Raw genomic sequence first — 22,293 nt, 5'->3', positions numbered from 1 at the left:
GATAATACATACATCTGTTACATCTTTAAAATAGGGACTTTCATATCGTGATATAATAAGATCTTCCAGCCTTCTTCCTTAGCCTGGACTTCCCACTTAATCCGTTGTTCCATTGCTTTTTTACCATCATAATCGGTTTTATAGGCGACATGATATTTCAGGTAAACACTTTGAGGTAAATTATCTGCTCCATAGAAAAATATTTCTTTACCTTCTTTAATCCTGAATACCTGGTGAAAAGGAGTGTGACCACCCGTTACTTCAAAATAAACTTCAGGACTCAGTTGTCCCCGATCTTCATCCATCCAGACAATACGGGCATTTTGAATAATAAATTCCAGGATTTCAAAATCAAAAGAAGAACTTTCTTTTTTACTTTGTACATATTCGTATTCCCTTTTTTGAAGATAAACTTCCGCATTCGGGAAATTGAGTTCATAGCTGTCTCCTTCAGATCTTACCAAGCCGTTAATATGATCTTTATGTAAATGTGAAAGTAAAATTTTAGTTATGTCCCCGGGAGATATATTTTCTTTCTCCAGGTTTTGGATAATCACAGGCTTTTCATCCTGCATCCATCCCAAACCTGCGTCCAAAAGTAGATATTCCTCTTGTAGAATGATGAGAAAAGGCTGTATGGCCATAGTAAGCTGGGTGTCCTCCCCGGCATTTTCAAGCAATGTGAATTCTTTATTTTTGGTAACGGCAAAATCACCGTCTTTTAAGGGAATAACTTTCATAAAGGAATTTAATTTTAATCATCAATCTTTTTAAAAGAATGAATGGGATCTGTATTTTTTTTGTAAGTAAGTAAAAAAGAAAGAATAACGGCAAAGATCAGGAACATGATGAAAATATTCCACGATGTTCCGTGAAGCAGATAACCTGTACCGCTTCCAAGTATACTGGATCCGAAATAATAGAAAAGCCAGTAAATAGAAGTTGCGGAACTTTTTCCTTCTTTGGCATGTAGGGCCACCATCTGGCTGGCCATTGTATGAGCGGCAAAGAATGATAAGGTCAATAATCCGAGTCCGAAAATAACAATATAAATATTTTCCGAAAGCAAAAGGGCTATTCCGGCGAACATAAAAAGGATGAATCCTTTCAGAATACTTCTCTGCCCGTATTTTTTCAATAATCTACTGGTAATCATCGTTCCGAAAACCCCGAAAGTATACATCAGAAAAATGAAGGCGATATAAAAATGGTTGAGTGAAAACGGAGCCGCTTCCAGACGAAAGGTAAGATAATTGTAGATGCTCACAAAAGTACCCATCAGGAGGGCCGCAATACCGTACAGGCGAAGCATATAAGGATCCGTAATGAAGGTTTTCATCTGCTTCATTTTCAGGGAGAAATCGATCTTCTGGGGAGTGAAGAACTGAGACTGAGGAAATAATTTCCAAAATACAATTCCCAGGATAAGACTTTCAATACCAATGATAAGAATAGCATTCTGCCATCCCCATTCACCAGCCAGTATAGTGGCAAAGATTCTTCCGCTCATTCCGCCGATCGTATTTCCACTCAGGTACATGCTGATGGCCAATCCCACTACTGATGCATGTACTTCCTCCGTCAGATAAGCCAAAGCAACGGCAGAAACTCCGGAAATGACAAATCCTTTAATGATGCCGATAATGATAAGTAAGGTAAGGCTGGGAACCCAGGCAGAAATAATAGTAAGCAGGGCAGAGGCAAATAATGAGAATGTCATAAGACCTTTTCTTGAATAAGAATCTGCTTTAAAAGCAAAAAAGAAAAGCCCCAGCGCCATTCCTATGGTTGCCGAAGAAACAAGGAGCGAGCTGTCTCCCACGGTGGTCCGGAAATGTTGGGCTACCATCGGCAGCAATGGCTGAAATAAATAAAGCTGTGCAAATACGGAAAGTCCCGAAAAAAAGATACACAATTTTATATTTCGGAAACGTTTACTTTTCTGATCTGCTTTTCCTGTGGTTTCCATTTTAATAGGTAATTCAGCTCCAAGAATGATGAGCTTTTCACTATACAAAGGTCTCCATTATTTTTTAATTGGTAAAACGTTTAATTTCGATAATATCTATCGGTAAAACCGATTGATATTTTTTTAATAAGGACAGCAGTGGAATGAAGAAAATGAGGAAGATTGATATAAGCCGTTACACACAAATTAAACTATACAATTATATACGTCATTCCACTGAATTGGTCTGTCCCTATAAACAAATCATCTAGTAAATGTAGAAAAAGTAAGAACAAAATATCCGCAAATAGTTCACTTGGTGAAGAAAAATACTACGGTTGTTCTCGAATGTTTTCTTCTTTTTATAGGGGGGGGAATATTATAAGTAATATCCTTTCCTGGTTGTAAAATTCCGTATTTTGATAGAGGTGGAGAATAGATCATTTACGGATAAACTTTTCCATTTTACGGATTTATATGATTTTTTAATAAATTAATACTCCGTAAGGTGATTTATATCATGATTTTTGGGAAATAATTTGAATTTTTTTGTAACTTACGTCTGCTTAAAAACTAATATTGAAAAGATACAAACGCATTGCAGAGTTAGACGATCTGGTACGTATGTATGCCAGGGACCAGTCGAAAAGCCTGGAAGGGAAGCTTGCCCTTACATTAGTCAATATTGAAGAAGATGTTCCCGAAGACAATGAATTTATCCGAAACAGTTTCCAGGCCGACTATTTTACTGTTTTCCGTCTCAGAAAAGGAAACTCCGTAATCCGGCTGAATTTTAAGGATTATCGTATTTCTCCCGGGCAGCTTGTGGTAATCGGACCGGATTGTGTAAGACAATTGATTTCACTGGATGCAGGATCTGTTGTGGAAAGTGTTGTTTTTACTATTGATTACCTGAACGAAATAAAATTAGGAAAAAAGAACTCTATTCTTATTCATTTCTTCTCTTACAAAGTCCACCGCCTATGGAGCCTTGAAAAGGGAGAAGATGAAAAAATGGATTTTCTCTTTGCCAGGATGCTCGAAAAAATGGACCATATCTATTCTGATAATTTCGGTTTTGAACTTTTAAGGATCTGCTTTATAGAATATTTAATTGAACTTAATTATGTTTCTCTGAGATATAGGGAGAAATTAACTAACCGATATGTGATAAGAGAGGATTTGGTAGCAAAGTTCATACAATTGGCCCAGACAAACCATTTGGTGGAAAGACAGCTTTCCTTCTATGCCGATAAGCTGTTTGTGACCTCTAAACATCTCTCCGAAACCGTAAAGCTGATAACCGGTAAGACAGCAAGACAATATATTGACTATCTGAATGTTATTGAAGCTAAAAGGTTGCTGGAGAGTACGGCACTTCCCATCTCTGATATTTCCGATAGACTGAGCTTCAGCTCTCCCGCTTTTTTTACCAAGTTTTTTCACCGGATGGAACACAAATCTCCACGGGAATACCGTAAGAGATACAAATAGTAATTTTGACTTTGAAAAATAAGCTGTGCTAAGCAGGAGTCTCTCTGAAGTCGCCGGGGCCCTTTCCGTAAAATCTTTTGAAGCTTTTATAAAAATGGCTTTCATCTACAAATCCGAATTCATAGCTGATTTCAGAAAAAGACCGGTCGCTTTGCCTGACGAGCTTTCCTATCAGTTCCATACGGAGGATGTAAATATACTGTTTTACAGACTCTTTCATTTCTTTTCGGAAATAACGCATCAGCGTATTGGTGCTCATATTGAATTTGGCAGCAATATATTTCAGGGTTAACAATTCCGGACTTCTTAAATTTTTATGGATATGATTAAGAATAAGGGATATGTTTTTCCGTACAACAGGAGCACGGTTTTGTTGCTGTGAGAAATAAACATTCCTTTCAATAATGGCTACAAGGCAGAGTACCTGGTAATAGCAAATATTTTCATTAATGGATGGAGACTGATACAGCTGTACCAATAGCTGGAATATAGATAATACAATCTGTTCATCGGCTCCCTCAAAATGAATTTTAGGCTGCACAGGAGATTGGGCTTTTGCCAACGCAACAGCTCTTCCGTCAGAATGTTCCACTATTTCTTTTAAAGTGAGCCTAGCTTCCTGTGTAAAGCAGATCAGATAAACTTCACTATCCTCACTCCACTCGAAAGAATATTTTTCATTGGACCGTATAAAGAATAAATCACCATTTCCAAATTCGGTATATATATCACCTTTTCTGTATTTTCCTGGCCCTGACCGGATATAAATGAATTGATTGTAAATTCTGTCGATCTTAGGAAAGGCCTGACTTTCGGTATGGATGCAATAAATATGAAAAGGATGATGCTGGTGAGTATTATTGATCATAACTCTGTGTGAAAATACCAATGTTTAGTGTAAATATACAAAAAATATGAATGGTTTATGACTGAATTTTGTAAGATAAATGGTGAAATATGTTGAAACCGAACCGATTATCTACCCGGCTTTTATTAGGCTCATTGGGTCTTCTTTCCCTAGGAATGAAAGCACAGTCATCTGATAAAATAAAAATAAGTACTACAATGGAAAACAGGATCATAAACAGAGTTCCCGAAATAAGCCTGGCAGCAGCCCGGGAATTACTGAACAAGGGGCTGGAAATAGCCCAGGCTAAAAATTTGAATATAAGTCTGGCGGTAAGTGACCGCTCCGGAGCTTTGCTGGCATTTATAAGAATGGATAATGCTTCACTGGTTACCATTGATGTGGCTATTCAGAAAGCAAGAACAGCTGCATTTTTAAAGGCACCCTCCCAATTGTTTGAGAACTTTATAAATAATGGACAGCCTGCCATGGCTACAACTCCGGGAATCCTTCCTTTGCAGGGCGGGGTTCCTATAATCATCAATAATGAAATGATAGGGGCAGTAGGAGTGAGCGGTTCTTCAGGAGAGAATGATAATGCAATGGCTGTTGAACTCGCTGAATATTGGGCAGAAATTAAAACTAAATAAATCATATGGAAAAGAAAGCATATCAATATAAGTTGACGCTGGAATATCTTAAAGATAATAATGGTTTACCGGTAGATGAAAAACCGGTAGAATTTGAATTTAAAAATCATGATCCTATTTTTTCAATTATTGAAATGATGAAAAAAAGAGATTTTTTTGATAACCCTTCCCAGTCCGTTGAATTTGCAGTCGGTCTTAAACTGTTCAGCGATGTGATGATGAAGAACCGTAACAACCCGTTATTTGAAGAACTGCTGCCGGCCTTTGGAAACTTTATGAAAAAAATGAAGAGCAGTATAAAATAAACTTATAGACCGTAGAAATATTCTCATCAAAAATAAAGCTCTGGAAATATTCCAAAGCTTTATTTGTAGGTGTAAACTTCATGTTTAGGATAAAACAGAAGCTCTTGCCTTATTTTTCATTTTCTGAATATATTCGGAAGGAGTGATTTCTTCGATTTGTTTAAAAGTGCGGTTGAACGTGGATTGATTTAAAAAACCTGCCTCCGTATAAATATACATTAAAGTAACCCGGTCCAGGTCGCTTTCTGCGATTAGTTTTTTAACATATGCAATTCTGTGTGAATTGATATAACTGTTGAAGTTAGGATAGCCTTTATATCTGATTGCTTTTGAGATATAGTTGTTATTTACCTCAAGAATAGTGCTTAAGGTAGAAATGTTAAGTTTAGGATTTTTGAAAAGCTCGTCCTGCTCAATTACATTTTCTATTCTCTCGAACAGAGAAGCTGCATATTGGGCATCCTTTTCATCCAGAGTGACAGGTAGGACTATCTTCTCTTTTTCTTCTATTTCAGAGATGATTTCCAGTCGCCGGATTTTATCTTTATAATATACCAGCAGGGTAACTATCAGAAAATTGGATATGATTAAAAATGTATCTGTGACTCTTATCTGTTCATTGGTATGCTTTACAAATTCAAAATCACATAGGCTGGCAATTGTAATAACAGTAAAAATAATTAAAATAGCGTAAGCACTGTAAATGTAAACTTCTCTTTTTGAGAGAAATATATAGGCTCCAAGAGGTAAGGGGACCAGCCACACCAAACTGGCCACAGATATACTCCAGAACTGCAGCATCAAGTAAATATTATAAATAGGAGCAATGATAAAATAAGCGCTGACTATTTTCTCAACGGAATATTTATTTCGGACAATAAACCAGCTGTAAATAAGAAAAATCGCGCCCCCCGCCAAATAATATACTAAAAAAGAATCTCTTATAAAGAAAAAGAATATGCAAGCATACACCAATAATATGATAAACATCAGATAAATATATCTTTCAATCAGTTCCTGTTTAATGTTTATTATTTGCTGTTTTCTTAATATTAAATTGCTCATGTAGTGTGAGGGAAGTTATAAATTATTAATATTATTTGTCGTTTTTCAGGTTGTATGTTTCATTTAAGTTATATCCCTTGCTAATCAAATGCTGATACTATATACTTAATCTAGAGGTAGATAATAACGGTAGCCGCCAGTAGTTTGTCTAAGTGAAATTGATGTAAAATTTCATAATTAAAAGGTCTTATTTAAAGAGTTGCGCCTTTATTCAGCAATAACTTATTTTGGCACAAAGATAAAAAACTTCTGTGAAACAAATTATTATTTAAGCATCTAAAAGAAAGATAGAGTAGAGAAGGTTTTATATTTTTTTCCATGTAAGCTCACTATAAAAATACCAATTAATGTCTTATTATGAGTTTTGACTAAATAACAAAGTATTATTGAGAAAATGTAGGTATAAAATTGAAAATGGTATTTATAATAGTAAAATAATTTTTAGGCTCCAACTTTAGTTAAAATTGCTCCCTCATTTCCACTTTCGCGTATGTTTTCGTGAAATATATTTCGAATTTTTATTACTTCAATGATACTGAAGTGAAAAACTACTTAAAACAAATTTAAAAATTGACTTGTTTAAATTATTGTAAATCAGTATACATTAAAAGTATAAGTCATTTTCAGGTTTTTCATTTATATCGCTATTAAATGATTTAAATGTATGCCTAACTTTGCATGAAGGAAATCAGAACGAGTAGATGCAAGGCTTTCTGAGTTTTCAAATTAATTAGGGTTGTTTTTAAGAACTGGAAATATACAACTAATTGAACAATTTAAAAAACACAATCTATATAAATGAGGCATTAGCCATAGCGTTACACGTGCGGAATAGTAAAATATTCCGCAATGTAACTTTTTAAAGTGAAAGTACTTATATAGAGAATGGGAATTTATAACAAAATAGGAATTAATTGATTAAATATACAAAAGATGAGCTTGTTTAAAGACCTTCATATAGGAACCTTAATCAACGAAAGAGTTGCAGAATGTGGGATAGATATGTCCCGCATATGTAACTTCTTCAAATGTTCGGAGCAGGATGTATTGGATATGTACAAAGCTAAAAGCTTGGATACGGAGATTCTTTTGAAATGGAGTAAGATCCTGGAATATGATTTTTTTAGAATTTATACCCAGCATTTGATTTTATATTCACCACAGGGAAGTACCACTAATATGCAGGTAACGGAGAAAAAGAAATCCGGGCTTCCACAGTTCCGTAAAAATATTTATACAAAAGAAGTGATAGATTTTATTCTTGAACTGATTCATAAAGGAGAAAAAACAAAGTTTCAGGTTATTGAGGAATACAATATTCCGAAAACAACCTTATATAAATGGATAGAAAAATATAAATAATGATGAAGCAGCCTAATTACAAAAAAATTTACACGGATATCATTAATAAGAAGTATCCGGAAAAACTAACGACATGTAAAACATTATTATTGAAAAATAAGCTCAGCTTTTTAGATGTCATTAAACTTAATCAGAAAATATTCGGGAATAATGAAACATTGTCCGGGAATCAGAGGCACCGTTCCTATGATGTGAAAACTATTTTTGAAATATTGGATTACCAGAAAAAACACAATCTAAATAATAGCCAATTGGCGATACATTTTAAGTTAAGCCGTAATACGGTGGCGAAATGGAAGAAGAATTTTGCGGTTTAATTTATTATAAAGACGGTCTTTTTAAGACCGTTTTTTTTATTGAAAATATTTCCACACTTGGAATTACTCTTCTTTTCGGTGATTAAAATTTTTTAATCAGTTTTTTTCATTGGTTAGTGATAGATATAATTATATTTTGTACTTTACCTACGCAAATGGCTGGTATGTAATAAAATATTCAATCTATTAAGATAATTTTTACTGATCCTTTAAAATTATTACCATGGATAAACCAACAACTGAAAGAATTAAAAAGCTCCATCCTCTGGTAAGAGAGGAAGTAATCACCATCATTAAAGAATGTGACGAATCGTTAACAGGAAGAGCTAAAGTAAGAATAACCCAAGGGCTCAGAACTTTTAAGGAGCAGGATAGCCTGTATGCCCAGGGAAGAACCAAGCCCGGTAAAAAAGTAACCAATGCCAAGTCAGGACAGAGTATTCATAATTATGGGCTGGCAGTAGATATATGCCTTATTATTGATGGCAAAGTAGCAAGTTGGGATACAGCCAAAGACTGGGATAATGACCAGATCGCCGACTGGTATGAATGTGTAAAGCTGTTTGCCAAACACGGCTGGGAATGGGGTGGAAACTGGAAGACATTTAAAGATCTGCCGCACTTCGAGAGGAGATTTATTTACATCAATGGCCGTGAGGTGAATTCTACCTGGAGAAATCTGGCCAAGCTTCCAAAAGATAAGGAGGGATATGTTGTTTTCACCGGATAGGGAAGGTTAATATCTCATTTTGGTGAGTTTTTATTACTTTAAAGTATTGATTTTCAATACTATACTATTAAGTTAATATTTTTAACTAAAAATTAACTTAATAGTAATATTTTACTTTATTTTTTTATTATACATTTACTATCTCCAAAAAACACAATATTTTATGTCACAAAATTCTCTAGTGGGAACACTACCTACTTCTCCAGATGAAAATGGACTTAATATCCGACCTGATCTCCGGCCAGAATCTTTTTTCTTTCTGGAAAGGAATAAAAATTTTTCCCAGTCTCAGGCAAATAAATTTGGTATTTCGGGAGCTGACAATGAACTTTTCAGAACGACTTCCATCATATCATCTTATACAGGTAAGGTCTATACTATATGTAATGGACAAATTCTGGTACAGCCTTGTACTGCAGATAATAATAAGATCAATCTTATATTAAAGCCTTTTAGTCAGCCTATTAAAGGACTGGCTATTAAATATTTTATTTACAGGGGACTAAATAAAAGTGATTTTTTTGACAACAGTGGGACTATTAATCCGGCATCTGGAGCAACGAATATCACCAATTTTGTTGATTATATAAGAAAAGATTATCACGATCTTTATCAAATGTTGGGGAAACCGGAACCTGTATTTACAGCTCAGCATATTGGTTTTCCGAGTACTGTAGCGGGAGAAGAGCAAAAAGAAACAGATCTCATTGATGACTATTTTTTCAAAATTTCTGAAACGGTTAATAACAATGGAACTGTTACGGAGCCTGCGAAAAGAGCATATGAACTTCCTATGATCCCTCGCGGAATAGAATTAGGCAGTGTTAATGGTCAAATAGGGATAGATGTGGTGTTGAGTGAAGGAGATTATACTATTGAAAATGACCCTAATCCTTTTAAGCTCAATTTAAAATATGCCCGTCTTGCAGAACATATTTTGAATCCGGATGCCGGAACAACGGATTATGAAAAAAAGCTTATTAAAGAAACAGCTACCTGGTTTATAGATATCGCCGCTTTTTATGGTTTACATACCCATGGAAAAGGGAAATTATATGTTAATGATCAGACTGCTCCTTTGCAGACTAATGATGAAATATTTGGATTGATCCAGAATTTTTATACTGCGAAAACATCTTATCTTTATATCCAGAGCAACAGGCAAAGATCCTATAATTTCTATAAGAATTATATAATAGATGAAGGTAATTCCAATAATATCAAAATAGGAATCGATCCCAATAGCCTGGAAGAAAAAAAATTCGAAGAAAACTGGCCTTTATTGGAATTAGTTAATATTCCTTCTGTTACAATACAACTGGTGACAGATAATAATGATGCTGCGGCTTTATATGTAAAGCAGGGAATACTTAATGTAGAAACAGCGAATGAGGATTATTTTATCAGAGGAAGTAACCTGTTACAGGAAGCCGATGAGAATAATAACATTAATGCTCAATTTACTAAATCTATTACTTTTGATTTTACAAAAAATTCAGGGAATAATTATATAAGTTCTTTTGTACAGCTGATTTATGAGGGGAAAACTCTTGGAATTACCAATGTTATTCCCTCATTAGATCCACCTCAGACATTATACTTAAAAGATGTTGATGATATTTTTGGATTAATTAATGTTGTTCCACATATTCAGCCTAAAAACCTTAATGAATTACATTATGTTATAGATCAAAATCTATTGTTAATTGATTTTGATAATTCAGAAGGGAGTAAAGACATTACTACAGTCACCACTAAAAAAACTGAAGATTATATAGTAAAAGATAATGGAGAAAGCCTTAAAAGGATAACGTATGAAACATTATTAAATAATATTAGACAGAATATAGGTGTCTTTTTTGAAAATAGATCTACATTTCAGGATAATAGTAATAATGGAACAATTACTTATGATGACAAGGTGAATAACTTCTATCATCCTGAAAAGCCATATTATTTGCAACCTGTCTCTTATACAAATATAGAAGGAAAAACAGTGACTAGTTTAATTTTAAATCTGGAGGATGGCTCAATTTCTAGTAAGAAAATACTGGGGATTACTAATGAAGAGAATTTAAAATTTATTGCATTAATAAACCAGCATCAATTCAATAATCCTAAGTTTTATTTCAGAAATACTCTCGAAAATGAAGCCGTATATTATACTTCTCCTGAGGAAAAGAAATATAGACGCTATTCATTATCATTAATAGGAGAAGATCAAGAAGGAAAATTAATCGTTGTTTCTCCTACAGATGAAGTATTTGTATCTACTTTAGATAATATAATATTCACTTCGGATGAATATGCAAAATGGGTTCCTTTATATAGTGACCTTTCTACATCCTCATCAATATATATGAAATTACCACAAATATGAGTATAGCATTTTTAACACCGAAAGGACAGGTAATTAAAGGAAGTGGCGCTGATAGTTTAGCTCCACAGAGTGCAACATATTCTATAATAAATGAAAGATTTGATGCAGAAGGCCAGCTTATAGAGTTTACAATAAATGATGGCGCTGTAACAAGTTTAGACAATACTTATATATATGTAGACAAATCTCATTATTATCTTCCTAAACATCGGGAAAATGGTCCGGTAGGATATTTAAAGAAATCTTATTTTATAAAATTAAAGAATGATCCGGTAAAAACTTATTATGAAATAAGTGTAGCCAATGAAAGAAACAATATCTGGTTTGATAATCACTTAGCAATAGCAGCAGAGGGAGATATATTTCATATTGAGAGAGTTATTTTTGATGATAATCTTAGTACATACTATACCTATTTAAAACAATCTTTCAAAATGAAGTTTGGTAGTAGTGTTGATTATTCCGATTATGAAACATATCCTTCATCAATAAATAATGATTTACAAAGTCCTGATTACAATATTAGAGATGTAGAATTAAAATCAAGATTAACGATTGAAGAGGGGAATTTTTTTGAGAAGAACTTTAATAAGATAAGAACATCATATACTCTTTCTAGAGGCTCTAAAAGAGTATTATATATGAAGATGATAAATATCTGTTTTGCTATATATTGGATAAGAAGAGAAGTGTTGGATATTCTTGCAATAAGTCCGATTAATGATATAGAAACAGCTGTAAAAAATGGGACAATTGACCAACAAAACGGGCAACAATATCTGTTTTTAGAAATAGATAGGGTAATAGGTTATTTATTAAGGGATTGGGGTTTTGTGGGGGTAGATAATGCAAGAGAATTGGTTCCTATTCCGGAAGATGACTATTTTTATGAAGGGTATCATGAAAGTTTTACCAATTATAGTCTCGCTTTAGACAATTTCTATCATAATTTAAGAGAAAAAGATGAATCAGGGTTATTTCCCAGTAATCCGCCTCTTTCCAGTTATTCTTATAATTATCCTTCACCTTACTATTTAGGATATTATAATTCTTACTCGGTTCCCTTACAGGGAGAGGAATTACAAAAATGGAGAAGTGATGAAAGGATAAAAATCTTAAAAAAAATACTTCCGCCTTCCGCTTTGTCATTGCTTCCCTATAATTTAAGACTTGATCTTATCAAAGATTTTATAAAGGGTCCTTCAACATTTTCTCAGGAAGAAGAAGATCAATGTATAAGAATAATATCATCATTTTACTCAGTTCCGGCAGAGGGTGGACAATTTTTAGAATTTCTTTTACAGATTGGGAATGATAATATTGCCAACTTTGAAATTCTGGAAAAGAAATTTAGTGTGGGCAGAGTGATGAGGATTGCGCCTATTGTTGGTTTCTTTTTGCGTACCAGAGACTATCGCACAAATTATATGTACTTATTATATAGACTTTGGAAAAGATCTAAATATAATATGTATTACTTTCCTGATGACGTGAATCTGGAAAATAATATCAATTTACAATCTTTCTTCTTAACTGCCGGACAGGGATTAGATTATTACAAAGATGCCTTAGATACGAAGATTGGAGAGTTTACAATTGATTATGGAACGGTTTGGACAGGAGATGGGGTATCATATTCTAACCCGGAAGGTGTTAAAGTAGTAAAATCTATTGTAAGATCATATACCAAGCCTCTTTTAAAGGGTATTCTTATAAACTCTTCAATAGCATATAATACTTTTTATAAAAATTCTGATGGTGAGGAAGCGTCTCCCCCTATTGTTGGCTTTCCAAAAGAATTAACTTTTCATCTTTATCAGCCTTTAAGCATACATGGGTTAAAAGTAGATGTAGATTTGGAAGGAAATTTTCCTGAGGTACCTTATATTCCTGCTTTCTTATGGTATTATAGCCAGGATTATGAAGTAATGAAAGAAATGGATGCAGCTCTTAATTTTGTTTTAGGAGTCACTTTTGACGTAGGTTTATTTTTTATAACAGGAGGAACAGGAGTTATCAGAAGCTTCGGTTATTTAAAATATATTACTACCGTAGGAAAAGCTTTTAGAACGGGGCAAGGAGGTGCCTATGTAGTTCTTATTTTGGAAGGGTTAGGCGCAGGAGCAGAAGTCTTTACATTACTGAGTTCTACTTGTACCAGATATTATGATTATATGAAGGCTAAGGCTGATGCGGGAGAAGATACTACTCAGTATGAAGCATTACACAAAATGTTTTTTTATCTTACACTTTTAGGGGCAGGTGCTTCTTTAACTTTAAGAAGCTTTGCGATTAATCAGGCAAAAGTTGTGAAAACAGCAACTTATTTTGATACTTTACCATCTGAGATAATAGAATCGGTTAATCGGTTAGTAGGAGTCGAAGTAGCACAGATTAATAATTTTCGTCAAGATAGATTAGCTCCTCATCAGCAAATTACTTCAAAATTTGATACTTGGTCAGAGGGGAAAAGAATCGCTTTTTTTAACGATTTTAAAAATTCATCAGATGAGCTTTTGCTACAAATAAATAATACAGATGTTATTAATAATTGGGAAAAATTATATGCTGAAAATATTACAGATAGAAGTTTAGAGAATATAATAAAGAATAATATAAAAACTGATCAGATTATTGATTATTATAAGGCTTATAAAGTGAGACAAACATTATCTTCTAAAACAACTCAAAGAAGATGGACTTTTTTTGATGACTTTCAAGGAGCAACAATAACTCAAGTAGATGAATTTAAAAATGATTTTCAGCGTGTAAATTATTGGGAAGAATATCGTTTTGACCCAAATACAGCCAATGAATTTAATTCTTTGAATATAACTGATAAGTTAGATATTATTAAAGAATTTGGGGGAATAGAGCAAAGACTTTTTGATGGATTTAAAAGAAGTCCCGCAAAAATGAAAGAGTATGTTGGGAAAAGCACTGTAGGAAGAAAACTACTGAAAGATAATATACATTTTTGGTTGAAACATGATTTGGATTATAATGGGGTTCAACAGGTTAAAAAATATTTAGATGAGGCATACGGTACAATTTTTAAAAGACAAAAAAATAATACAGAATCTTGGATTACTAATCCTCAAAATAGGCCTAAAGTAATAAAGTTTTTGGAAAAGGGTGATGGATGGCAAAATGGGAAAGTTTTTGAAACTATTGCACAGTCCTATATAAAGCAAAAGTATTTAAACTCAAATACAGAAGTGTTATTAGGCACAGATATAGGTTTTTTTATAAATAGTGGAGCTCAAATAAATACAATAGTGATCCAAGAGCTTGACTTTCTTATCATAAATAATTTCTCAAATCAAGTAGAATATATTGGAAGTATAAAGTTAAATAGAGGGTTTAGTTTTGGCAAAGATAAAAATAAGTTATGTAATTTATGGTTTAATTTACCTGACACAGGACCTGAATTGTCCCAATATATAATGGGTGTTTTGAAGTTAAAAGGAAAAGAATTTCAATCTGTCTCAAATGCATATATTATAGGGAGTGATTTACGTAGTGGTAATCCATTTAAAGAGTTACCTTCACAGTTTAAAAATAGAATAAAGTCGGAGAATGAATATACTAATGAAAATTTTATAAAAATTAATACCTCTAACCTTAATATTACTACCACAGATATTGCAGAGAGTGCTTATCAATCATTATTAAAAAACTATTAAAAAAATAAAAATGTCGAGAATAATTTCTTTAAAGGTAATAGGCGATATAGATTGGTCTAAAGAAGTGGATTTAGATTTTGGATCAATATGTGTTTTAGTATATTATTGTTCTACTATAAACCGGCCAATGAGTTTAAAATTAATGAATGCATTATTAACTGAGTCTACTTATCGATATGAAAATGACATTCCTAGCGAAGCTTATACTTCTGATAATCCTATTTCTCATTATGGACCAGAAAATATGCAAGAGTTGATTTATTTTTTAACCAACCAAATTATTCCTAATTTAAGTACTCAAGAAATAGATTTAATAAGTCAAGTTTATGGGGGAATAGAAAATTTTATTAACCTTTATTATGATGGACCTCCTTTTTTAGGATATTTTGGAATTGGAAACTCGGAGCTTTTTGAAGGGTTTAGTGGATATACACCAAATTTAGTGATATGTGCAACATCATTATGTGCTTTTTTTCAAAGAGTAAAAGAAAGAAATATGAAATATGAAATATATATAGAATAATAAATTAAAAAATACTACTTATTGTATCAAGACCTTGAGTTAAATAAGAAATAATAAATGAAGCGATGTGAAAGAAGATCATATCATAAGGAATTAGGAAAAAGAATATATAAAATTAATCATCTACACAAAATATATTTCTATGTCAAATCAAACACCGGTAGCCTACAGATATTATCCGCGTCTTTCGTCCGTTGTGACGGAAAACGATATTCCGGAAATACTGGGCTTTATCAGAGATGGGGTCATTAATCTCCTCGACAAAATATACTTTAAGGATTTACAATACAGTAAAAGCCCCAAAGGAGATTCGGCATTTTATAGCTTATCTATAGTATCTAAAAGAATTGATATAGAAATTCCGGGAACGGAGATCTTTTTGGTACTTAATCCGGATATTCAGGGTAATGATTCCAATATTTCAGCTTTCCCTATTACAATAGAATATCAATGGAAGATATTGGCGTACCTGCGCTTTTTCAGTTTGGGGAACTTTTCTTTTGATCCTCAGCAGATTTTTGAACTGGCGCTTCGGGTTCTTAATGTTACTGAGGAACAGGCTATTGCTCATTTTGTTAATACTTTTGTAGAGCCTACAGGTCAGAATATTACTCCTTTGGTACAATTCGTACAGGATGTCAATACCAATGAAAACTTAGGTTTAACCATTCCTACTAATGCTACAACGGTTACAGATGTTGTTAAAGATATTTTTGCTAAAACAGGAGGAAAATATGCTTCATTGGTGGCTTTCGGAGTTTATCTGCTAACAAATGATTTGCAGGATACAGCAACAAAGGTAAAAACCTATTTCCGCTCCCTGGTTCCCCAGGATATCGATGAATTTATCAAAGAAGTCATCATACCTAAATTTAAGGCTACTTTATTATTATCCGCAGCAGTAGAGTTTCCAAGACATATCTTAACTCCGGTCTACCCTTATAACGATCCCAATAATGCATTGGAACCTATTCCGGATGATGGAAATGGAAATCCAAAAGTATCTCTCAGTTTTGCTGAAGCTTTATTTTATGCCGATACGGAAAGGGGATTCGGATATAATATGGATGTAGTGCTGAGTACCAATCATCCGGCACAGATAGGCAATACGGGTTTTGTCATAGATATTCACAATCTCAAAATAGATCTCAGCAAAAAAGAAAACATAGCAGAAGCTGATGCAGATGGAAGACCTAAGGAGTTTATGGGAGTTTATATGGAATATACCGAAATATTCCTTCCCAAAAAGTGGTTTAAGAAAAATGACGGACAAACTTTAGGAATCTCAGCTAACCATCTTTTGATAGGAACAGGAGGACTTTCCGGAAATATTGCCATACGGGCCACTTATAAAACCAAAGTGGAAAATAATATAACCGTAGTAACCAGTTATTTTCAGGACTATTTCGGATTGGACTATCCGGTGAATGTAAAATCTCTTTCCGACACCACTTTTACAACTGTAAATGATCATGCCGGACTGGTAGCTTTTATTAACAGTTTAGGTTCACCTTCTCAGTTAAAATTTGAATACCCGCTGGGCTTAACTACCATTGCCGGAGATTACAGGGAATTTAAAGATGAGAAAGAATACAATACCTTTTTATCCGGTCTTGTTTTTGATGAAAATCAGTTTTTGTGGTTTGATCTTGGAAAAGACCCTGAAAAGGCATGGGCCATAGGATTTAACCATTTTGATATTGATTTTTATCAGGGGCAAGTTGTTCACTCTTCTTTAAGGGCAGCCCTGAAAATCAGAAAATTTAAGGCATATGACGGAGAAGATTTGTTAATTGATATAAAGGGGGAATGGGAGACTAGGGAAAACTTTAAGCTTTCCGCAGCTTTTCTGCCTTTTGGTTTGCCCATGAACCTGTTTAATATCCTTACTTTCTATCTGCAAAATATAGAAATAGGCAAAAAAGATGACAATTTCTATATCGAAGCGGATACTAAAATAACTTTCCCTGAAGATTCTTTCGGAGAGAAACTTCTTGGAAAAGAAGGAATTGATCTGCCGGCGATCCGCTATTATGCCAATGGTAAATTTGAGCTGGCAGGAGGAAATTCTATTATACCGACTAATCTTACTTTAAATATAGGGCCTATTTCCATGGGTGTATCCGCTATTCATATGGGGACAATCCAAAGAAATTATAAAGGAGTGATCCGCAGCTACAACTACATCGGATTTGATGGAGGAATCAATGTAAATCCTCTCGGGCTTGATGTAAGAGGTAGTGGTGTAAAATTCTATTATACCAATGATGAAGACGAAATTGCTGCTCAAAATGGGATTAGTAAGGATGATCCCAATTATGATGAAATAGTTAGAGGATATAGAGACTCTTATTTTCATATATCCACTCTGGAAGTTGATCTGGTAATTCCGGGAACAGCCAGTGCCAGTTCGGCGATAGCTATTATTAAAGGCTCATTGACCATTCCTGAACCGGGAGTTTCTTCCGAATATAAAGGGAAGGTTTCACTCCAGCTTCCGCAACTGAATATTTCAGGATCTGTAGATATGGCTTTCGATCCTAAATATCCCGGCTTTTTCCTGGATGCTAATGTAGAGCTTCCTTTCGTGATTCCGTTAGGTTCCTTTGGAATCTTTGGATTCAGAGGATTATTGGGGTACCGGTATATCGCCGATAAGAGAGCATTGGGAATGGAGAATGATACCTGGTACGATTATTACGTGGCACCGAAAAGGGGAATCAATATGGATAAATTTGTAGGTCCCCAGTTCACCAAAGATTATAGCTTTCCTTTCTCCTTAGGAGCAGGGGCTTCCCTAGCAACTCTGGACGGCCGTCTGGCTTCGTTACGGGCTATGGTTTTACTGTCTGTACCAAGTATGTTTGCCATTGATGCCGGACTCACCATCCTGAGTGAACGTTTAGGGCTTACGGAAGATGATGCCAGAATGCCACCTTTCTATGCTTTTGTAATCATAGGAGATAACTCCCTGGAATTAGGAGCCGGTGGAGAGTTTCAGCTTAATAAGAACAATGGATCCTTCATTGATATTAAGGCTGAGATTCAGATGGGATTCTTTTTCAAAAATCAGAAACCGTGGTATGTTAATTTCGGAACGAAAGAAAAACCCATTACAGCAAAACTATTCAAAGATACCATAGGCTTCAAGGCTCAGGCCTACCTTATGATTTCAGCCAAAGGCATAGAAACGGGGGCCAAGGTAGACTTTACCCTTAACCTGATCATCCTGAAAGTGTTTGCAGCGATAGAAGTGGGAGGACATGTAAGCTTTGAAAGACCTCAGGTAGGCGGATATATCTATGTGGCAGGTGGTGCTGAGATCAATCTGTTTATTGTTAAGGTTTCCTTATTTGTTTCTATTTATTTCAGGGTGGAATTAGTAGTTCCGTTCCTGATTCTGGCAGAATTTAAATTTGAGCTTAAAGTAAAAGTATTATTTGTTAAAATAAAGCTGAAAATCAATCTGAGTATAAAATTTGAAAAATCAAAACAGGTGGATACTACCCCTGTAGCCCCGATAACTTATGTATCTGATGATCCAAGTATAGATTATCCGAAAGAAGAAAGACTGGATAATGCGGTAAAGGGAGTCAATATGCTCACTAATGAAGAATTCTCACTGAAAGATGCCATACAGGTGAACCAAATGCCGACTATAGCTGAGGTAGAAAGCAAAAATATTGTTGTTCCATTAGATACCTATATTGATATCAAGATAGAAAAAGGACTGATACCGACTTCTTCAGCCGATGAGAAAATAGGAGGACATACCAGTGGAGCCAGTGGCTATATGGATTTAATTCCACCGGAGAAAAATCAGCCGGGAGGACATGTGATCCGGCAGGTAAAGCATGTGTATTCCATTGAAGATATCGAAATTAAAATTGCAGATAAAGAAAAACAAAACTGGCAGGACTATAATCCTTACCGTGCCGTACTTACACAGGAGGAAGCTGATCAGATTCCTAATATAGATAAATTTAAAATAGGTTTCTGGCAGAAAACAAATGAGAAATATGAAGCGATCAGAATTTTAGCATCCACACCCTTTACATTTTTAGATGCGGGACAGCCGGGATGGTTTATTCCGGAACAATATGGAATTACAGCATCTTCCTTATTCTGTACCCGTCAGGAAATGACATGGCATTTTTCCAATGTATTGAATGAAGCTGTGGGAACGATATACCATCAGCCTGCAATGTATCCCAGTGAATACATTAACGGAGCCTATTATAGTATACTGGGAGCTGTAACCGATAATGATTATATGATAGTTTCCAACGCTTCCAATCCACATGGTTTTGCACGCTCCCTTAAAGTGAATAATGGTAATACACTCGTAATACTCTTGCCGGAACCTTCTGCAAAACTGGGATTATCATTATCCACTACAGCAACTTATGTAACAATTAAGTTCTATACAGAAGTTTTCTCTTCTTCTATTTACCAGAATTATGAATTGATTACGGAGATTGTTAAAACAAAAGCTGAGCTTTCCGATAAAGTAGAATATCTATCAATTGATTTTTCCGATAAATATGTCAGTAAAATAGAAATTATTCCGAATAATATAAACCAGTCTCAGATAAATTCCATTAATGCTCAGATCGAACAGTTATGGGCAGATGCTATCCTGAATAACAGCGGTGAAGTCACCACCCTGGCGCTTTCTCCGGCAGATCAGGTTACTTATGATAGCCTTCTTACCCAATTAAGCAGATTAAAAGAAAATGGCTGTATAACCTCTCAATGTGGCGAATTGGATTTTGAGGTTTTACATACTGAAAATCATTATAACAATTCAGAAACAGTAGATTTTGCCAATTCAAAGGTTGTAAATAGCAGGCTGGAATATGAAAGAGATTACAAAAGGATTACAGGTGAAGCAGCTCCATATATAGATTTCAGCATTCATTCAGTGATATTTCTGTATTTACCTGAGGATCCTGATAATCAGTTTGTTTTACATAATACTTTAATTACAAAAATCTCTGATTCTACTGATAGTGTTAAGGTTTGCTATTCCAGTGATACGCCAAAGGATAGGACTAATAAAGCAGTAATAATAAAGGTAAGTAAAATCAATAAAAAGCCTGTTGGTATTAAATATACTCCTGATTGTGGCTGTGATGCCAATAAGGAACCATGCATTAAAGACTATGTATTATGTAACTTTCTGAATGAAATCACCTATAATCTTAATACATGTATATCCTACACGGCAGAAGATCTTTTAAATGATAACTGGGGATGTTTTCTTACCCTGATAAGGGATATCTATAATTTTGATAAAGAATATCCTCAGTATGGCCTGCTTCAGGGAGATAGCCATATTAAAGATGAGCTTGATTACCTGGAAAGTTATCCGGGAACAGATAATGCTGATTTATATGGAGCTTTACATCAGGCCGAAGTAATATTTGCAGTTATGTACGGATTAGGAAATTGCGGTTGTAGCGGAAACAATGATTATATAACCAGCTGCTTCACCCTTTTTCATCAGGCAGCATGGGTAACATCGGCTGATTATGAATATCAGCAGACTATTCCTGGGCAGGCAGCTGTAGAAGAAGATATGCAACTGATGCAGGAAGCAATGGCAAAAGTTATTCAGCCGGTCTGGAGACCTAATAGTATATACTGTCTTCATGTAAAACTTAAAGATGAAGTAAATGGAGATACTCCTCATATTTTTGACTATTATATAGGATTTAAAACAGCAGGACCAATAGGGCATTTTGATAAAAGAAATCCTGATTATATAGCAGATGATGCCATCGCTGAAGAATATCCTATCACTTCATTAAAGTCTTACATAGATATGAAGAAGTCATATCCCAATGCAGATGGAGACTTATTGATAGCAAAACCGCTGTTCTACGGACATGAAGAATGTGAAATAAGGTTTTTCTTTACCAAGCCTTACATCTATAATATGTTGAAAACATGGGAAGATGTTCAGCAATTGAAGAAGCTAAAGGGAAATATCAATATTGCTATTAAAGATCCTGTTACAGATGTTATTATTCCATATCCGTTACCGGCAGACTGGACAGAGCATGAAACAGTTCCTACTGGCAATGAAACTTGGATAGCGGATAATGATCCTAACCTTCCGTTAGGCATTCAGCAGATGATCAATTATATCAATCATGTGAACCAACATAATGATGCTGTCTTTTGTGAAATTAATCTGGGAGATCCGGTAGTACCAAAGTCCAACAGTTATTCTGTAGTTCTTACTAATCTTAATCCTGAAAAATTATATACTGTGATCGTGTATAACGCTTTTGATGAAAATGAGGATGGAGCGTATGATCCACAGCTTGATAGTAGCAATTTGATAGACTACGAAGAGAACCAGAAAATTCATGAGTTTGTCTTTAAAACATCCAGATATTCCAGTTTCAAAGAGCAAGTGGAAAGTTATAAGCTGAAAGAATATGATGACAAGGATCTATTGATTGAGGAAAAAAATGCAATATATCAGATTGATTTAAGTCTTTCCTCTCAGCAGGTAGATGATATTTATACATTAATTTCGGGAGGTTCGGAAAATGCTCATCTGAAAAGTTTAGTAGAAAAATATTCTGAAGTGTTTGATAGAGTATTTGAAGGAATATTAGGACACAGACCATTAGATCCGCCTAATCATACTGAGTTTATAAAGATTAAAAATAATGATGAGGTAGTTGCTGTCCTGGTGAGAAATCCCGAACCTTTTAATGACCCTAAAATTCCGTTAGCTGAAATAAAAGAATGTCTGGAAATAAATACCTCTGGAGAAAATAATCATCTTGATTTCCATACTCTTTACTCCAAAGATTATTCCCAGGTACTGATCATGCATACCACCAAGAAAATGAAAGGTGAAAAGCTTGATTTCAAATTCCAATATAAAGTATGGGATGGTAATTCTTACATAGTACGATCTACCGTAATTGCAAATGAAATACAAATCAATAATTAATTACTTCAGA

14 protein-coding genes are annotated in these 22,293 nt (G+C 34.4%); 10 read left to right on the top strand and 4 right to left on the bottom strand.

Annotation, left to right across the window (positions count from 1 at the left end; genetic code table 11):
- Positions 1 to 17: 17 nt before the first annotated feature.
- Together ABJ974_RS09125 and ABJ974_RS09120 are read right to left on the bottom strand one after the other, a co-directional pair.
- Positions 18 to 740 carry an MBL fold metallo-hydrolase gene (locus ABJ974_RS09125; protein WP_419867936.1) on the bottom strand — a complete coding sequence of 241 codons (723 nt, stop codon included), beginning with the start codon at positions 738 to 740 and terminating at the stop codon, positions 18 to 20.
- A 14-nt stretch (positions 741 to 754) separates the two neighbouring features.
- On the bottom strand, positions 755 to 2,017 hold the full coding sequence (locus ABJ974_RS09120) for an MFS transporter (RefSeq protein WP_419867935.1): 1,263 nt from the start codon (positions 2,015 to 2,017) through the stop codon (positions 755 to 757).
- A 510-nt stretch (positions 2,018 to 2,527) separates the two neighbouring features.
- On the opposite strand from ABJ974_RS09120, the gene ABJ974_RS09115 reads away from it, so the two are divergent.
- On the top strand, positions 2,528 to 3,442 hold the full coding sequence (locus tag ABJ974_RS09115) for a helix-turn-helix domain-containing protein (protein WP_419867934.1): 915 nt from the start codon (positions 2,528 to 2,530) through the stop codon (positions 3,440 to 3,442).
- Positions 3,443 to 3,470: 28 nt separating this feature from the next.
- Here ABJ974_RS09115 and ABJ974_RS09110 read toward each other — a convergent pair whose 3' ends face one another.
- The gene (locus ABJ974_RS09110; RefSeq protein ID WP_419867933.1) at positions 3,471 to 4,310 is read right to left on the bottom strand and encodes an AraC family transcriptional regulator; all 840 of its coding nucleotides are present in this window, start codon (positions 4,308 to 4,310) and stop codon (positions 3,471 to 3,473) included.
- Between the two features lie 89 nt (positions 4,311 to 4,399).
- On the opposite strand from ABJ974_RS09110, the gene ABJ974_RS09105 reads away from it, so the two are divergent.
- Both ABJ974_RS09105 and ABJ974_RS09100 read left to right on the top strand, forming a co-directional pair.
- Positions 4,400 to 4,939, top strand: a complete 540-nt coding sequence (locus ABJ974_RS09105) for a GlcG/HbpS family heme-binding protein (RefSeq protein ID WP_419867932.1) — start codon at positions 4,400 to 4,402, stop codon at positions 4,937 to 4,939.
- Positions 4,940 to 4,944: 5 nt separating this feature from the next.
- Positions 4,945 to 5,244 (top strand): DUF3861 domain-containing protein, encoded by a 300-nt coding sequence (locus ABJ974_RS09100; protein WP_419867931.1) that lies wholly within the window; start codon positions 4,945 to 4,947, stop codon positions 5,242 to 5,244.
- A gap of 84 nt (positions 5,245 to 5,328) precedes the next feature.
- Here the strand turns inward: ABJ974_RS09100 and ABJ974_RS09095 are convergent, their stop codons facing one another.
- Complete coding sequence (locus ABJ974_RS09095) at positions 5,329 to 6,045, bottom strand: helix-turn-helix domain-containing protein (RefSeq protein WP_419867930.1); 717 nt, start codon at positions 6,043 to 6,045, stop codon at positions 5,329 to 5,331.
- Positions 6,046 to 7,242: 1,197 nt separating this feature from the next.
- Between ABJ974_RS09095 and ABJ974_RS09090 the strand changes: the two genes are divergently transcribed.
- The 7 genes from ABJ974_RS09090 to ABJ974_RS09060 all read left to right on the top strand — a co-directional run bounded on the left by ABJ974_RS09090 (position 7,243) and on the right by ABJ974_RS09060 (position 22,283).
- Positions 7,243 to 7,671: a transposase gene (locus ABJ974_RS09090; protein ID WP_419867929.1), complete on the top strand. Its 429-nt coding sequence runs from the start codon at positions 7,243 to 7,245 to the stop codon at positions 7,669 to 7,671.
- Positions 7,671 to 7,988, top strand: a complete 318-nt coding sequence (locus tag ABJ974_RS09085) for a helix-turn-helix domain-containing protein (RefSeq protein ID WP_419867928.1) — start codon at positions 7,671 to 7,673, stop codon at positions 7,986 to 7,988. The genes ABJ974_RS09090 and ABJ974_RS09085 overlap by 1 nt, the downstream gene beginning before the upstream one ends.
- Positions 7,989 to 8,211: 223 nt before the next feature.
- Positions 8,212 to 8,718 carry a M15 family metallopeptidase gene (locus ABJ974_RS09080; RefSeq protein WP_419867927.1) on the top strand — a complete coding sequence of 169 codons (507 nt, stop codon included), beginning with the start codon at positions 8,212 to 8,214 and terminating at the stop codon, positions 8,716 to 8,718.
- A 163-nt stretch (positions 8,719 to 8,881) separates the two neighbouring features.
- Positions 8,882 to 11,098: a hypothetical protein gene (locus tag ABJ974_RS09075; protein ID WP_419867926.1), complete on the top strand. Its 2,217-nt coding sequence runs from the start codon at positions 8,882 to 8,884 to the stop codon at positions 11,096 to 11,098.
- Positions 11,095 to 14,784, top strand: a complete 3,690-nt coding sequence (locus ABJ974_RS09070; protein WP_419867925.1) for a hypothetical protein — start codon at positions 11,095 to 11,097, stop codon at positions 14,782 to 14,784. Before ABJ974_RS09075 ends, ABJ974_RS09070 begins: the two co-directional genes overlap by 4 nt.
- Before the next feature lie 10 nt (positions 14,785 to 14,794).
- Positions 14,795 to 15,307: a hypothetical protein gene (locus tag ABJ974_RS09065; RefSeq protein WP_419867924.1), complete on the top strand. Its 513-nt coding sequence runs from the start codon at positions 14,795 to 14,797 to the stop codon at positions 15,305 to 15,307.
- Positions 15,308 to 15,449: 142 nt separating this feature from the next.
- The gene (locus ABJ974_RS09060; RefSeq protein WP_419867923.1) at positions 15,450 to 22,283 is read left to right on the top strand and encodes a hypothetical protein; all 6,834 of its coding nucleotides are present in this window, start codon (positions 15,450 to 15,452) and stop codon (positions 22,281 to 22,283) included.
- The last annotated feature ends 10 nt before the right edge of the window (positions 22,284 to 22,293 follow it).

It is taken from the genome of Chryseobacterium sp. CT-SW4, from assembly GCF_048572715.1.
Classification (GTDB): domain Bacteria; phylum Bacteroidota; class Bacteroidia; order Flavobacteriales; family Weeksellaceae; genus Chryseobacterium.
The sequence above is the reverse complement of the archived record's forward strand: the minus strand, read 5'-3'. Positions and strand labels throughout refer to the sequence as shown.